The sequence below is a fragment of the Microcoleus sp. AT3-D2 genome (assembly GCF_036705715.1).
Lineage (GTDB): Bacteria > Cyanobacteriota > Cyanobacteriia > Cyanobacteriales > Microcoleaceae > Microcoleus.
On sequence record NZ_JAUBVE010000062.1, the window covers coordinates 29319 to 44595 of the forward strand.

Annotated in this window: 9 protein-coding genes and 2 pseudogenes; 4 read left to right on the top strand and 7 right to left on the bottom strand. The window is 49.6% G+C overall.

Features of this window, described 5'->3' with window-relative positions:
* From QUB44_RS22315 to QUB44_RS22325, 3 genes and pseudogenes are all read right to left on the bottom strand, one after another.
* Positions 1–1423 (bottom strand): annotated as a pseudogene (locus tag QUB44_RS22315) (calcium-binding protein); the annotation flags it as partial.
* A 34-nt stretch (positions 1424–1457) separates the two neighbouring features.
* Positions 1458–4763, bottom strand: coding sequence for an Ig-like domain-containing protein (locus QUB44_RS22320; protein WP_333370854.1), 3306 nt, complete (start codon positions 4761–4763; stop codon positions 1458–1460).
* 379 nt (positions 4764–5142) lie between these two features.
* Complete coding sequence (locus tag QUB44_RS22325) at positions 5143–7353, bottom strand: recombinase family protein (RefSeq protein WP_333370856.1); 2211 nt, start codon at positions 7351–7353, stop codon at positions 5143–5145.
* Between the two features lie 52 nt (positions 7354–7405).
* Between QUB44_RS22325 and QUB44_RS22330 the strand changes: the two genes are divergently transcribed.
* Together QUB44_RS22330 and QUB44_RS22335 are read left to right on the top strand one after the other, a co-directional pair.
* Positions 7406–8770, top strand: a complete 1365-nt coding sequence (locus QUB44_RS22330; protein ID WP_333370858.1) for a proton extrusion protein PcxA — start codon at positions 7406–7408, stop codon at positions 8768–8770.
* Complete coding sequence (locus tag QUB44_RS22335; protein WP_333370860.1) at positions 8701–9072, top strand: hypothetical protein; 372 nt, start codon at positions 8701–8703, stop codon at positions 9070–9072. The genes QUB44_RS22330 and QUB44_RS22335 overlap by 70 nt, the downstream gene beginning before the upstream one ends.
* Before the next feature lie 315 nt (positions 9073–9387).
* Here QUB44_RS22335 and rodA read toward each other — a convergent pair whose 3' ends face one another.
* The 3 genes from rodA to QUB44_RS22350 all read right to left on the bottom strand — a co-directional run bounded on the left by rodA (position 9388) and on the right by QUB44_RS22350 (position 13731).
* Positions 9388–10647 carry a rod shape-determining protein RodA gene (gene rodA, locus QUB44_RS22340; RefSeq protein ID WP_333370862.1) on the bottom strand — a complete coding sequence of 420 codons (1260 nt, stop codon included), beginning with the start codon at positions 10645–10647 and terminating at the stop codon, positions 9388–9390.
* Positions 10648–10910: 263 nt separating this feature from the next.
* Positions 10911–11258 carry a VOC family protein gene (locus tag QUB44_RS22345; protein WP_333370865.1) on the bottom strand — a complete coding sequence of 116 codons (348 nt, stop codon included), beginning with the start codon at positions 11256–11258 and terminating at the stop codon, positions 10911–10913.
* 61 nt (positions 11259–11319) lie between these two features.
* Positions 11320–13731, bottom strand: coding sequence for a tetratricopeptide repeat protein (locus QUB44_RS22350; RefSeq protein ID WP_333370867.1), 2412 nt, complete (start codon positions 13729–13731; stop codon positions 11320–11322).
* A gap of 214 nt (positions 13732–13945) precedes the next feature.
* Here QUB44_RS22350 and QUB44_RS22355 point away from each other — a divergent pair, with 214 nt between their 5' ends.
* Positions 13946–14071 (top strand): hypothetical protein, encoded by a 126-nt coding sequence (locus QUB44_RS22355; RefSeq protein WP_333370869.1) that lies wholly within the window; start codon positions 13946–13948, stop codon positions 14069–14071.
* Positions 14072–14202: 131 nt separating this feature from the next.
* Positions 14203–14385: an NfeD family protein gene (locus QUB44_RS22360; RefSeq protein ID WP_333085395.1), complete on the top strand. Its 183-nt coding sequence runs from the start codon at positions 14203–14205 to the stop codon at positions 14383–14385.
* A 132-nt stretch (positions 14386–14517) separates the two neighbouring features.
* Here the strand turns inward: QUB44_RS22360 and QUB44_RS22365 are convergent.
* Positions 14518–14871: pseudogene (locus QUB44_RS22365) on the bottom strand (ISKra4 family transposase); the annotation flags it as partial.
* Positions 14872–15277: the final 406 nt, after the last annotated feature.

Sequence of the window (15277 nt, forward strand, 5' to 3'; positions counted from 1 at the left end):
TCGTCACTGCCGGAGAAGGTGTTGTCCCCGTTGCCGGAGTTGGAGAAGGTGTTGTCCCCGTTGCCGGAGTTGGAGAAGGTGTTGTTCCCGTTGCCGGAGTTGGAGAAGGTGTTGTCCCCGTTGCTGGTGTCGGAGAAGGACTTGTCCCCTCAATGGTGAAGGGATTGTCGTTTACGCGAGGTATTTGAGCTGTAGTGAACCGAGATTCATCTAGCGAGTTCGATCGAACATCAATCAACACCGCCAAAAATTCCCCAGTTTGCCTGTCCCTAATAATCGTGTTGCTAGAATTCGAGCCTTGGCCCTGGAAAATTTCTAACTCTGTAAAGTTCAAACCTCCAGCCAGACCGATCGAATCTCCGGCATTAAAATCTCTAATTACATCAGCATCGCCGATTTCGCGGCCGCCAGTAGTGAGAAACCCGTTGCCATCAGGCGACGTGCCCACCCTACCGAGAACAAAGATATCCGATCCGTCGCCTCCTGTCAGAGTATCAGACCCGCGATCGCCCGAAAGAATATCATCCCCAGGCCCCCCAGACAAAGAATCATTGCCGTCGCCTCCGAAGATCAGGTCATCACCCTCGCCGCCATCACCAGTATCGTTACCAACACCGCCGGTGATGACATCCCCGCCCTCCTGGCCCAACAAAATATCATCGCCAGCCGCGCCTATGAGGCAGTCGTTACCCGTGTCGCCAAAAACAGTGTCACTGCCCTTGTCGCCCAAAATCAGGTCGTCCTCCCCACCACCGCGCAGACAGTCATTGCCTTTACCGCCGTACAGCGAGTCGTTGCCTTCAGCACCCAAAACAATATCGTTGCCCTGGTCGCCAAAAGCTACGTCACCGCCCTCGTCGCCAGAAACCAAGTCATCGCCTTTGCCACCCCGCGCCGTGTCATTACCGCGCCCGCCCTCAACAAAATCTTTACCAGCGCCACCGTTGAGAGAATCGTTACCGTCTTCGCCCCTGAGTAGATCGTCTCCGTCCCGACTCAGAAGCGTGTCGTCGCCGGCACCCCCGGCAATCGTGTCATTGAACAAGCTGCCGATTAAATAGTTACTGCCCTCATTTGCGACAACTAAGCCATCGACAAAAAGTGGCTCTGGGGGAGGCGTGGGAACTGTCACAGGTGGCCGCGGCACAGGCGTGACCGAAATGTCCGGGCCCGTCCCCATCATCATCGGCGGCTCCGTCCCCGTCATCATCGGCGGCTCCGTCCCCGTCATCATCGGCGGCTCCGTCCCCGTCATCATCGGTGGCTCCGTCCCCGTCATCATCGGCGGCTCCGTCCCCGTCATCATCGGCGGCTCCGTCCCCGACGACGGCGTAGGCTGCGGCACCGTGCCGCTATCCAAACTATCCGCGTTTTCATCGGGTAGCCGCCCTTCGAGAAAAATTAGTGGTACTGCACTTGGCATTGTTCCGACTCCTTGCGACGCTACTCAAAAACTACTAAATAAACTTAAAGTCAGATGCAGTAATGACGGTGCTGAGCGCTCCGGGCACTGTAGGAATAGAATTCAACACTGCCAAATCGAAAGCTGGGAGACTGTCATCTGCCACATTCGGGTCAAATCCGAGAACGTACTTGTTAAAAGTATTGTTCAGGTACACGAAGAAAGCTCCCGTTTGGCTCGAACCGTTTTGATTCTTCAACACTGCATTTATTGCTTGAGCGTTGTCAAATTTAGATTCAAACAAAATGACTGATTGTTTGCTAATGTTGTCGCCGCTAGACCCGATATTCCTGACGATAAAACTGGTGAAATCGAGAGTAGTTCCTGAGTTGGTTAAACCTGCGAAATTTGATGACCTGAACAAAAATCTGTCGGTTTCGCTGCCGTTAGCGTTAAAGTCAGCAATCACGTCCACACCTTCGCTGGGAGTTTCGTAGTAGAAGAAATCATTGCCAGCATCGCCCGTGAGCAAGTCAGAACCGTTGCCACCGCCCAAAATGTCATTGCCTGCACCGCCGGAAAGCGAGTCGTTGTCATCGCCGCCCAATACCAAGTCATTGCCGAAGGCGCCGCTGAGACAGTCGCTGCCGGCACCGCCGTCGAGAGTGTCGTCGCCCGCTTGGCCGTCGAGGGAGTCGCTGCCGGCCTCGCCCAACACGTAGTCATTGCCGGAACCTCCGAGTCCCGTGTCGTTGCCTTCTCCACCCAAAATCGTGTCATCGTTGTCGCCGCCCAAGATGGAATCGTTATTGATACCGCCGTCGAGCAAGTTTCTGCCCAATCCACCGTCGAGGATGTCGTCGCCGGCACCGCCGTCGAGGGAGTCGTCGCCAATGCCACCAAGTAAGGTGTCGATCCCAGCGCCACCAAGTATCGAGTCGTCGCCGGATTCTCCCAACATCGAGTCATTGCCTGTTCCGCCGTCAATGGTGTCGTTGTTGTCACCGCCCAAGAGGTTGTCATTGTCATTGCCGCCGAACATCAGGTCGTTGCCCAGTCCGCCGATCAGCGAGTCTATGCCGTCTTCGCCGTCAACGGTGTCGTTGCCGAGTCCGCCGTCGAGGATGTCGTTGCCGATCGCACCCACAAGCGAGTCGTTGCCTGCTTCACCGAATACGAGGTCGTTGCCGCCACTGCCATCCATGATGTCGTTGCCGTCGCCCCCAGAGAGGGTATCGTCGCCGACCCCACCGAGGATGAAGTCGCTGAGGTTGCTGCCTGTAAAGCTGCTGGCCGGGAGTGCGCTGCGATCGACAATATTATCTACCACCGTGATGCTGAAGGATGCCGGCCCGATAGTTGCAGATCCGTCGGAGGCTGTAAACGTGAAACTGTCGCTGCCACCTCCTGCCAGCAAGTTGTATTTGACGATGTTGTTGTTGATATCGTCTTGGCTGAATTTGCCGCCCACGTTGAGAAAGGTGGTACCCCTTTGGACAAAACCTCTGGTAGCATCGGGGGCTTTAGTAATCGTGTAAACGATTTCCAAGGGGCTGTTGTCGGGATCTGTGACTAACAAATCGGCGGCAGTGATTGTCTGGGTAGGATTACTTTTGGCAACCACCACACCGTCGTTAATTATTAGCTGCGGCGGGCTACTGACGTTGATGGTTACTACCGCCTTACTTGTGCCTCCGCTGCCGTCTGCGATCGAGTAGCTGAAGCTGTCAGTACCCGAGAAGCCCGGATTCGGGGTGTATTTGAATACGCCGCCGCCCACGGGAACCAGGCTCCCTTTGCTTGCTGGAGCAAAAGTCGTGACAGTCAGAGCGCTTTGTTCCTGGTCAGTGTCGTTCAACAGAACGTTGAAACTGAGTTCTTGAGCCGCAACCGTGGTGAAGTTATCGTCAACTGCTCTTGGAGGTTGGTTAAAGATGGGCGTCGGGAACGTCGGCGTCGGACTTCCTGTCGGCGTCGGACTTCCTGTCGGCGTCGGACTTCCTGTCGGCGTCGGCGACCCCGGGAACATCGGCACCGGCTCGTCTGGCGGCGTTGGTGTCGGTGTTGGCGTCGGTGTTGGCGTCGGTGTCGGCGTTGGTGTCGGCGTCGGTGTCGGACTATCTGTCGGCGTCGGTGTCGGCGTCGGTGTCGGACTGTCTGTTGGCGTCGGTAGGGGAAGCGGAGTTGCGCTGCCGGGAACTGTGGGGGCAATTACAAATGAGCTTCGGCCTAGGGTTCTGCTGTCTACTCCCGGCAATACTGCTAAAAAGTCGCCGCTGACGCCGTTGCGAATAATCGTACTGCCGGCTTTCGTCTCAGTGCTTTGGAAGATTACCAAATCTTCAAACTTGAGGTCGCCGGTTAACCCGATCGAATCTTCGCCTTGGCGAAAGTCTGTGAAAATGTCGGCATCGGCGATATCGGGGCCGCCTGTGGTGAGAAATGCGGCGTTAGTGCCGTCGCTGCTGCCGCTGGGGGAACTGAAGGCACCGATGACGAAGACATCTCTGCCTTCGCCTCCTGCCACTACGTCTTTGCCTGCTTCGCCCCAAAGAACGTCGTTGCCCGCACCGCCGTCCACGATGTCGTCACCGTCGCCGCCGAATACGATGTCGTCGCCGTCGCCGGAAAAAAATGTATCCCCGCCGGCGTTTCCGTAGAGCCAGTCGCCTCCTTCGTTGCCAAATACCAAGTCTTCGCCATCCCCACCGAAGAGCGAGTCGTTACCTTCGTCGCCCCAGAGGATGTCGTCGCCTCGATCGCCCAAAAAGCTATCGTCGCCAGATCCTCCGCGCAAGCTGTCGCTGCCTTTGCCGCCGTAAGCCGTGTCTCTGCCTTCGCCTCCGATTACCGTGTCGTTGGCGTCATTGCCATACAGCAGGTCAGGGTTATTTGCCCCCTCGATGGAGTCGTTGTCTTTGCCTCCGTACAGGGTATCGAGTCCTGAACCGCCGTCAAGAACGTCGTTGCCCTCATTGCCGAACAGCACGTCGTCATCGTCGTTGCCAAATACTAAATCGTCGCCGCCGGCTCCTTGGAGGTTGTCGTTGCCTTGCAGCCCGGAAATCACGTCGGGCCCGGGACTGCCAACTAAGGAATCGTTGGTTTCGCTGCCACGGACTACGCCGCCGAGGACTGCGGGCGAGGTACCTGGGCCTCCGCCCACTGTGTCGTCTATGCCACCAAAGGTGTCGTCCCCGGAGGGAGGTGGTGTTGGTGTTGGAGTCGGAGTTGGTGTTGGTGTTGGCGTCTCTGGTGTTGGCGTCTCTGGTTCTGGCGTCTCTGGTGTTGGCGTCTCTGGTTCTGGTTCTGGTGTTGGTGTTGGAGGTGGTATAATTACTAATGGCACTGCACTTGGCATTATTTTGGCTCCTTTAAACGACGATCCCGATTTACTTTAAGAACTGATTAGTATCAGTTTGTTGCCACCAATCTGGCTTAAAATTGATTAATAACCCCATCATTTCTAACATACTAAATCAAAACTGCCACGGCTATATATATTTTTTAAGCCGAGCATCTTTTGATCTCAAAATATTAATGATTGCACGTTTTGATGCCTAGGTTGGGTATACTTTAATATCGCGCCATTTCGATAGAACGTAGAAGTCGGGCTTGGAGTCAGCCCGGTGTATTTATCCAGAATCAGAAAAAATAAAAATCTTCGCTGTCATAATTTTTTCTTTCCGAATGTCGAATGCTGAATACAGATGTGCCTCTTGCCTCCAGAAGCGAATGCGTTATGCTGACTGCTGACAAGAAACAGAGCTGTTAATTAGGGGCAGAAGCGGCCCGGTTTGTTCTTGTCCACTGACGGATAGTTCGCTGTGGCACAGGTAAAGCAGGGAACAGCGACTTAACAAATCTAGCAGAATTCGCCGCAGTCGCTGTTGGTCGGCCGCCGTTTCCTCTTCGGTTTCCCAGGGACGCCCCAGTTGCGATCGCAAAAATAAGGGAGCGCCAAACAATGTCGCCGCACCGCCGCTCAGCCACAGGGGCGAGCCGGCATCCAGCCAAAAGTGCCATTTGTGGGCGCGGCGGCTGCTGCGGTACTGGAAGATGTTGGCGAGGGTGACGGCTCTGGCTGCTGGGCCTTCTGGACGCACTGGAAATGGGTTGGCGGTGACGGTTCCTTGGCGCAACAACTGGATGAACCGGGCGATCGTTTCTGAGTCGTCGCCGTTTGTTGGTTCTACGCGCTGCATTCGCCCGTTGATTTCCCAGTAGTGGGTGGCGGTTTCCATTAACTCGCGCAGGGCTGCTAGCCGATCGTAGGGGAGGTATCTGTCGTTCATGAGAAATTTCTGGATGGCTCGATCGAGCAGGGCAATTGGACTCGGCAACAGCCGCTCCTGTTGTTGCGACCGCTGTTGTTCGATCCACTCCACAATGTGCTCGTAGGCCCTGGCTGCTCGGTGTCCCAGTCTGTCCCACCGGGGAAAAGCTGTAATTGGCAGCAGTTGAGGTCGATCGATATCTGGACAAAAACAGTGATCGGCGATTAAACCTGCTCTCACTTGGTCGATCGATTTTTGATTGTGAATTTGAGATGTTAGATTGAACGTCGAGTTGGAATCTTCTGTTTGCAATGAACTGTGTTTCTGGCTGCCCAACACTACCAGCATTTCGGCTGCGCCGTCTCGATCGACTAAACGGCCGAGTCCCGGATAAACTAAGGCTAACAAAGTGAGTAAAGCTCGAATCTCTGGGGTAGTCGAGAGGGGACGCTGATCGTTGAGAGATACGGCGGCGATACCATCTCGCGCGAGAATTTCCGTTAAACTGTAACGGGCGATCGCATCCATCCCGGGGGCAATTACGGCGATTTCCTGCGGTTCCACGGCTTGTGACTTCACCGCATCCACGATGATTTCGGCGGTTTCTCGCAGCAGTTGAGCGCGGGAAGTGGTTTGGAGCGATCGAACTGATCCGGGCAAACTCAAGCCTAAAGGATAAAAACCCTCAGAATTAACTGCTAAACTTAGCGCTAAATCCCCAATTTCTGGGGCTAAACCTGCTTTTGCGTCCAAAGTTTCCACGCTTTGACAGCGGTTTTCGAGTCTGGCCAGGTATTCAGTGTCGGCCCCCAAGCCCAAACGCACCCCTCCATCTGGATTGTAGGAGAAAGCCCCCGCTGCACCTTGGTCGAGCATTCGATCAAACAAATGGCGACTTATCGCCGGATAATCGTCAACATCGTCTGCAATCACAGCTTGATATCTAGAGGCCAAATGCTGCTGGTAAGTGCTATCCGGCAACAAATTGCGCCAGTAGAGTTCGCAAACAATCCCGTAAGTCAGGAGCCCCCGCGTCAAGCACCATTCCCGCCACCTTTCCAGCAACTCTCCCATGCTAGTCCACAGGTTGTTCGAGCCGCCGTCACCAGCAAATCCCTGTTCTAGAATGCTGGGAATCTCTTCTCTCGGCGTACCGCTGACAGCAGCAAGTTGTAATAAGTCTAGTGTTCGACGCACCATTCGGTTTGGACTTACCCCTGTTTTTTGCAAAATCCCTTCGTCTAATTCGCGACGCCAGAGTCTCGCAGCAAGTTCCAGTTCTGTTTCAGGTTGCAGCCGTAGGGGAAATTGAGCCCTCAAATTCAGCGACTGAACTAGCAGCGGCCAAAATAGCAATACCTCCTGCTCAAAAAAACCGAAGGGCGTTGTGGAGTGAAAGGTATATTTTCCTTCGGTAGCGACGGCGATGCGATCGGCCAATTCTAGCCGGTTGTCTCCGTTAGCTGCTAAGACTAAAATTGCTGGGGCAGTTTGTCCAGCCCGCCGCCGCCCGGAACTCGATCGCCCTGAAACTTTTGTGGGCAAGGGCTTGACAGTTTTGCTCCAAATGCAGAACTGCTCGACTAAACGAGTTGTTTTGCCACTGCGGGCAGATCCGACAATCCAAATTGAATCCTCCGTGACCGTTCTCAATTTATGTAAATTTGTTACCATACCGTGAATACTTTAATCACTAATGTCTACAGCCAACTAACCAGCTTTAGCTATGAATACTTCTCCGTGGAACAGGATTGTAAAATATCTCTACAGCCTTCACCAATGGTATCGAGAAACGCCTGAGAGGGCTCTAGAACAGGCCTACGATGCTGCGTTAGCAATTAAGGCGATCGAAGACGAGCATTTTGGCGGTCAAGCAATCTCCGATCGATCGGGAGATTACGGACAAAGCACCCTGTCTTACTTTAAATCCGAACTGCAAAAATACCTCAAGGTCATCCAAACCCGAATGGTTGAGTTTAATGCTAGCCGTTCTTTTTTGGAACTGCCGGAGCGAGTGGGGGCTAAACCTAAAACTGGGTACAGCGCTGATCATCACCACCACGGATTACATCTCAACAATAAAGATAGAGCCTCCCTTATATTTGAGAAGCTAGAGTTTATTGATGGAGTCATCGACAAGTATATTAATAATAGTAGATCGACGGCAATTGTTCCGGTTGTCAGTTCAGTAAATGTGCAGGCAAAATCTACAACAAATAGCAGCTCTCCACCTGACAAAAATAAAGGTTCAGCTAATTCTGTTAAAATTCACGATGGTGAAGTGGACACTAACTATGAAGAAGTAAATTTATTACCGCGATCGCTTTTGGGGACTTTGAATCGAATCACTAAAGATTTAGACCCTGGAGCTGAAAAAGAAGTAGTCAAGAATTTTCGCAATTCCAAAGTAAAAACAATTATTTCTCTCAGATTTATTTTGCTTTTGATTTTAGTTCCGCTGTTGACGAATCAAATTTCCAAAAACTTTTTAGTCGGCCCGATAGTTGACCATTTTAGAGGTCAAGAAAATGCTCCCATTTTCATAAATGTTAACCTGGAAGAAGAAGCATTTCAAGAACTGGAGAGATTTGAGCAGCACCTCAATTTTCAAAGGTTAATAGGCACTGCTCCCTCGCTTTCTTTAGAGGAAACGGAAAAGATGATTGCCGCGAAAGCAGTTGAACTAGCGGAGGAATACCGCTCTGAAAGTGGTGGAGCTATTAAAAATATTTTTGCCGATTTGATGTCCTGCATTGCCTTTGCCGCGATTATCGTCACTAACAAGAAAGAGATTGAGATTTTAAAGTCTTTCATGGACGATGTGATTTACGGCCTCAGCGACAGTGCGAAAGCTTTCGTAATTATTTTGTTTACAGATGTGTTTGTGGGATTCCACTCGCCTCATGGTTGGGAAGTAGTTCTCGAAGGTGTATCGAGGCATTTGGGACTGCCAGAAAATAGGCAGTTCATATTTTTGTTCATTGCGACGTTTCCAGTTATCTTGGATACGGTATTTAAGTATTGGATATTCCGGTATTTAAACCGGAGTTCGCCTTCGGCTGTTGCTACCTACAAGAATATGAACGAGTAATCAGAGGCGAAGGCAGTTCGGCAAGGGATTTTGTAACGGATGTAACGGATGTTAGGAAGAAGGAAGAAGAAGGAAGTTCGGCAACGGATTCGCTCCACGGATGTAGCGGATGTAACGGATGTCATGAAGAAGGAAGTTCGGCAACGGATTATGTAACGGATGTAACGGATGTAACGGATGTCATGAAGAAGGAAGGAGGAAGGAAGGAAGGAGGAAGAAGAAAGGAAGAAGGAAGGAGAAAGGAGAAAGGAAAAAGAAAAAGAAAAAAAAGATGTAATACTAGCAAGGGTTTCAGGCATTAAGAACCTCCTCAGTAAGGCATTCACTGCACACATAGTTGCTTACCCATAGCGCATAAAACCATTTATTGTTTGCGTCAGGAGTGGTTGAATTAAGTCGATATACTTAAGCTGTTGGGCATCTAAATTTTATTTTTGGGCGGGTTCTCGCGCGCACCCCACAAGAATTTTATCAAACTTGGCAGTCATCAAGGCTCGGCTCAGTAAGCGTAAAATTTAGATGCGCCTTGGCCGATCGAAAAAAAATACGATCGCCCGCAGAATTTCTCGAAAGAAATCAAAAGGGCGATCGCATTCCCAGAACCAATTACCAATGACCTAATTCCAACGCTTCTTGCGTTGTCGCTGGCTTGCCACCGCCTCCACCAGCCCCAGGCCTAGAAAATTACTCAGCAGCGACGCATTCCCGTAACTTAGGAAAGGCAGGGGAATGCCCGTAACCGGCGCCAAGCCAATGTTCATCCCAATATTTACGAACACCTGAAAAATCAACATTGAGAGTACGCCGATCGCCAGCAAAGAACCAAAATTATCGTTAGCAGTTTGAGCGATCGTCACCAACCGGAAACAAATTATCCAGAACACCAATAGCACGCAAATGCAGCCAATAAACCCCAATTCTTCGCCAATAGCTGAAAAGATAAAGTCCGTATGCTGTTCGGGAATAAAGTTAAGCTGAGTTTGCGTTCCATGAAACAAACCCCTACCTTTCAGTTCCCCGGCCCCAATAGCAATCCGAGATTGAATCAAGTGATATCCGCTGCCTAAAGGGTCTTTCTCGGGGTTTAAAAACCCTGTCAGGCGCATTTTTTGATAATCCTTGAGGACATTCCAAAAAACTTGTCCGAGGTGTCCCGAAACAACGTTCACCAACACAGCACCGAAAGTCCCCAACCAGGGCCAAGGCAGGGTTCGCCAAGCGATAATACCCGCAATAACTATCCAGGCTATCCAAATCGGTGTAGACAGGTTATTGAAGAGAACTGAGATTAGAGGAGAAAATAGCAATATTAGCCAGCCGGGATTGACGTTACCCCAGTAAAACATCCCCATTGTGATCGCGCCGAAGACTAAGGAAGTACCTAAATTTGGTTCGGCAAAGATCAATCCCCAGGGTACAGCCATAATCGCCAGCATCCTCAACATATTACCCACCGTGGGGACAGTCTTGTCGTGCAGGAGAGCTGCTAAAGTGACAATCATGCCTACTTTGGCAAATTCTGATGGTTGCAGGTAAAAGCCGCCGATGTTGATCCACCGCTGGGCACCGAGCCCTGTAGTACCGATAAAGCGCACTGCAATCAGGGACAAATTGATTAATATATAAATCGGCCATTTCCACTCAATCAGTGTTTGGTAACGGCAGCGGGAAATGATGATGGCGAGGAACAAACCGACTGCCCCTGTTACCCAGTGCCGCCACCAGTCGATCAGCCCCTGGTTGATTTCGACGCTGCGGATCATGACTCCCCCGAAGATGGTGAGGGCGATGCAAGCGGCGAACAGCCAAGGGTCTGCTTCTTCCCAGGGTTTGAAGATTGATTTCCAGCGGTTTCTGACTTGTATTCTCTGCAACATGAGGATTTTAGATTTTAGATTTTAGATTTTAGATTATCGAGCGGATTTTCGGAACTTGTGGATATATTTCGGATTCACAGCCTGCACCTTACTGTAGAAGCGTCGGTGTGAGTACCTCACATTCTTCGGGGAGTTGTAGGGAGGTTCCGGGCCGTCAGCAACGGGCCGCATCGTGCGCGGACACACTAATCTGTAGGGTGCGCCAGGCCGCGCACCTTACGCGGATTTAGCCCGATCGCGGCGATCCGCAAGTCCGAAAATAGTCAGGCCGGTTCGTAAAGATACTCGAAGCCGTTCCCATCTGGATCTCTGCCGTAAAAAGATGCAGTACCGTCGCGGTGTTCGTGGATTTGGGTGACGGAAACACCATCGGCTTTGAGTTGTTGGTAAGCCGATTCCATTTCGGCGCGATCGTCAAATACAAACCCAAAATGCGGCCCTGCTTGGTCGTAACTCGGACTCAACAGCGCCAATCCGTCCTCTCCTGCTTTCAAATAAGCCCAGTCTGCATCTTTCCAGACTAACTCCATACCCAAGTTGCGGTAGAATTCAGCAGACTTCTCTATGTCTTGCACGCAGACGGCTACGTGTCCCAATCGTTTTAGTTTCATATCTACAAAGTTTATGGTTGTTCTTTCATTTATTGTATCTATTTTCTGATTTTTTGCTCGATTAATTAGGTATTTTTTCGGTTTTTTTTGTCGCAGCTAACTGTACTTTTTCTACTTGTTTGCTAGCGTCCATTTCGCTGAACTGTTGAATGGCGCGCTCAAAATTTTCTTGAGTTTTCTCGATGTTACCAAGTTTTTGTTCTGTTAGTGCTAGTTGATAGCAAGCTTCGGCTCGGTCTAATTTAGCGCTGACTCGATCGAGTATTTCTATTGCCTCTTCATGGTGCTGTAGGGCTTGGTCAAATTCTCCCCGTTCTCGGTACAGCGCTGCTATACCGCTGAGAGATTTGGCTTTGATGGTGCTGTACTGGTTTTGGTCGGCTTGGGCGATCGCTTGGCGGTACAAGCTCAAAGCTTTCTCTGTCTCTCCCAGGTTTTGATAGGTGGCGGCGAGAAAAACTAACTTGTATCCCGTACCCACCAACTGACTGTTTTCCCGATCGGCATAAAGTTTTTCGGCGAGTTCTTCCGCCTCTTTTTTGGCTCCGATACAGGAGTTGAGGAAAGCTAACCCGACATTGATCGAATAGCTATTACTCCCAATTTCGTCTCGCGAATTTTTCAGCTTGACAAATATCTCCATAGCTGATTCCAATTCCCGCATTTCTATTTGACAAAAACCTATATTAATTGCAGCGTTAACTTTCCAAAATTCCAGATTAGCTTGTTTGCCATTTTCAGATTCGCTGCTTTTCGCTATAATTTGCAAAGATTTAGTAGCTTTTATTTCTGACATTTGATGGCATTCTATGGCTTGATTGATTTCGCCTAATATCCGATAACAAATGCCTAAAAGACTGTATAAACCGCTCAAATAATAATCAGAAGTCACATTGTTGACGATGCGAGTAGTTGCTGAAATTATTGGCTGCAAGAAACCTAATTTGTAGAGCGCTCTACCGAGCTTGTAATCTTGGGCAAACTGGATATTGATTTTTTTGAGGATGACGCTCGCGGCCTGCTCGAAACAGCTAATTGCCACATAATGATAGTAAGCTTCAAAAGCTTTCAGCGCATCTTCTACAGTCTCAATATTGTCAACACTCTCTGTCCAGAACTCGGCTGCTTTGCGGTTTGCAGTTTCCCAGTCTCCGGGCGAGAGTCGATCGACTGCTTCTTCCCGAATTGCTGGATGCAGCCAGTATTCGCCCTTCTGAGACTCGACTAGCGATCGGTGCAAGAGCGATTTAATGATTTGTCGGCGTCCGGCTTCGGGCACGTCCCACAGCAAACACAAAACTCCGTCAGTAGGGACTGTCGGCACATCTTGATAGCGGTAACAGCCCAAGCGACAGAGGAGTTGATAGGCTTCTGGATCGAGTTCTTGGAGGCGGTTGAGTTGACTGGTAACTAAATTTTTTAAGTCAGTTTCAAGGAGCGGATCTTCACTGTTTTCCAGCCAGTAAGCCGCCATATCTCCGTCAAAATCTTCTCGGATCGTGCCGCAAATAATGCCCATTGCTTTAGCATTGCCGCCGTAAACTTTGTGCATTTCCTTGAGGGCGACATCATCTATATTGATGTTGCGGCAGCTAAAAAATTGCTGCCAAACTTCCACATCTAATCCCGGAAGCAAGTAGTGTTCGACGGTGACATCAGAATCGCAAAGTCGATCGCGACTGGTAATCAGCGTTACCGACTGCACCGCTGCGTCAGCCAAAACTCGCAACAGTTCCACGTAAAGCCGGTGGGGTTCAATAAACTTACCTTGTCCGTCGAGTGCGGCTTCCAAATTGTCAATCAATACGCCGACTTTGTGAGTCTGAAGCTGTCGCTTCAGCCGCCCCAGGGTGACGCCAAAGTCTGGCCCTGGTTCTTCCTGAAAGTCTTGCTTGAGCCATTCTTCGATCACGCTTTCCAAGGCTGTGATGTTTTCTGTCTCTTTTGCCATCAACAGTTCAATGGTTCGATCGAACCCTTGAGATTTGAGATACTGTCTGGCCAAAGTTGTTTTGCCGATACCGCCGGCACTTTGGATGACAATCACTTTAGCACCTTGGGCGACAAGAGTATTGAGATCTTCGATCGCCCCGAACCGGCCCAAAAAGTTCGGGTTTTCGATTTCCAAATCCGCATCAAGTCCGAGAGATACTTGGGCCGGAACAGTTTGTCCCGACTGCGGTTCTAGTTTCGAGTAGCTGCGCCAATACCGTTCTAAAACCGCTTGAAGGTTGTCTCTTTTGACTTTTTCGCCTTCTCCAAACAGCGCTGAAAGCCGCTTCCACAAATTAGAGGCAGCATCCTTAACAGTCCCTACTCCATATCCTTCACTATCTGCAACCTGTTGGTACGTCCTGCCTTGCACTCCCATCCATGCTTCGCGAAAGATAGCGCTGTCAAGGTTGTCGAGAGTTTTCAGGTTTCGAGCCACAAGTAACGAGTTGGTAAAATCCAGTGCACGATCGGCTTCCATTTAGTCACCAGGTTTAGCGTTACCCATCTGAGACAACTTTAACAGACTTTTTCCGACTCGCTTACACGCTCAAACATTTGACTTGTATAGACTTTTACCGACTGACACGGCCGAGGTTGGCCGGGGATACTGTTGAGTGTGGAGGGGAAGTTGACAGACAAGCTTCTAACTTACACACCGATCGAGTCGAGTTTATATTCAGGAGCAAGCAGCGATGTCTATTAACGATGTTGAAACAGCGATCGTAGATGAACAAATTCGCCCTCAAGAATGCGGCCGCGTTCGTTTTCAAAACAGTTGGTGGCCGGCGAAGTGCGATCCTCTTCGAGGGCTTCGCTAACGAGACATGACTTTTGAACCCGGTGAGGTGGTTCGAGTCGTGGGAATTGAAAATATTACTTTGATCGTTGCAGCGTCGTTTGCGATCAATTCTGAAAGTTAAGGCCAACCTAGAAGCAGGAGAAAGTAATCATGACTGTCAGCCATTTAGAAAGAGCGATCGTTGAAGAAGAAATTAAACCAAATCAGTCCGGCAGTGTGCGATTTCAAAGCAGTTGGTGGCCTGCCAAGTGCGTTCGAGAAATAACTTTGCAACCCGGTGAAGTTGTTCGCGTCGTGAGACTTGACAACATTACTCTGATAGTTGAAGCGTAGTTGGGAAACAATCTGTAGGCGGGGAGTTATCGGAGGGTAGAAAAAATAAATTTGCGATCGCGTTTCTATTTCGATACATTTCTCTTCAAGCGCGCGATCGCAGGGAGCATCCCGGTTTTGCGCTTTTGAGCATCAAAGAGATATTGATCCGTTAAGGTAGGCGCACCGAAGCTTAAGCATTTGATTAACATTTTTCATCAACCACTGCGCTCCTGAAATTTTTAACCTTCTATCAATTTGTTTTACTGCCGACTCTACAGCTCCGGAACCGATGGAGCAAACCTTTTGTGTTGACAATTGCTCGTAGTTAACAATCCGTCGGCGATGCTTCTCCAAATAAGCACAAAAGTTCTGGGCTTGTTTTTGACGGCAAGGCTTAAATAAATTGATGGTTTCCTCGACTCGTCCTTGCCACAGAAACTCCTTACCCTGCGCCAGACGCTTCAACGACCCACCGACCTTACATAGATTTTCAACTAAGTGATAAGCTGCTACGCAGCTAAACCGGATAAAATAGCATTGCCTTTATTTTTGATTTTTCGCTCCCATTTGATAACTATTTCTCCTTCATTTAATAATCTATGTAGGGTAGCTATGGTAGTAATAAATATGTAGTGAAATTTAATTACAGTAATTGAATAAGCTGATACGCATTTAAATTGGGATTTTTGAAGCCTAGACTCCTTGCACCCTGGCTTTTAGACAAAAAATTTAAATGCTGAACAGCTTACATAGAATAATTTTATAAATAACACAATCAAAATTTGTGGTTTTAATATTTGTTTACGCGCTCGAATGTAGATTTAGTTACACTGATGCTATCATAAGTAACTATTGCTGGAATCCTTGCTCTCTGCCAACATTAGTTTAGTCATGTAATATGCTATTTTTA

Excerpts from the sequence above, each read along its gene's own strand:
- QUB44_RS22320 (WP_333370854.1), bottom strand. The coding sequence starts at position 4,763 with ATGCCAAGTGCAGTGCCATTAGTAATTATACCACCTCCAACACCAACA.
- QUB44_RS22325 (WP_333370856.1), bottom strand. The coding sequence starts at position 7,353 with ATGGTAACAAATTTACATAAATTGAGAACGGTCACGGAGGATTCAATT.
- QUB44_RS22330 (WP_333370858.1), top strand. The coding sequence starts at position 7,406 with ATGAATACTTCTCCGTGGAACAGGATTGTAAAATATCTCTACAGCCTT.
- rodA (WP_333370862.1), bottom strand. The coding sequence starts at position 10,647 with ATGTTGCAGAGAATACAAGTCAGAAACCGCTGGAAATCAATCTTCAAA.
- QUB44_RS22345 (WP_333370865.1), bottom strand. The coding sequence starts at position 11,258 with ATGAAACTAAAACGATTGGGACACGTAGCCGTCTGCGTGCAAGACATA.
- QUB44_RS22350 (WP_333370867.1), bottom strand. The coding sequence starts at position 13,731 with ATGGAAGCCGATCGTGCACTGGATTTTACCAACTCGTTACTTGTGGCT.
- QUB44_RS22355 (WP_333370869.1), top strand. The coding sequence starts at position 13,946 with ATGTCTATTAACGATGTTGAAACAGCGATCGTAGATGAACAAATTCGC.
- QUB44_RS22360 (WP_333085395.1), top strand. The coding sequence starts at position 14,203 with ATGACTGTCAGCCATTTAGAAAGAGCGATCGTTGAAGAAGAAATTAAA.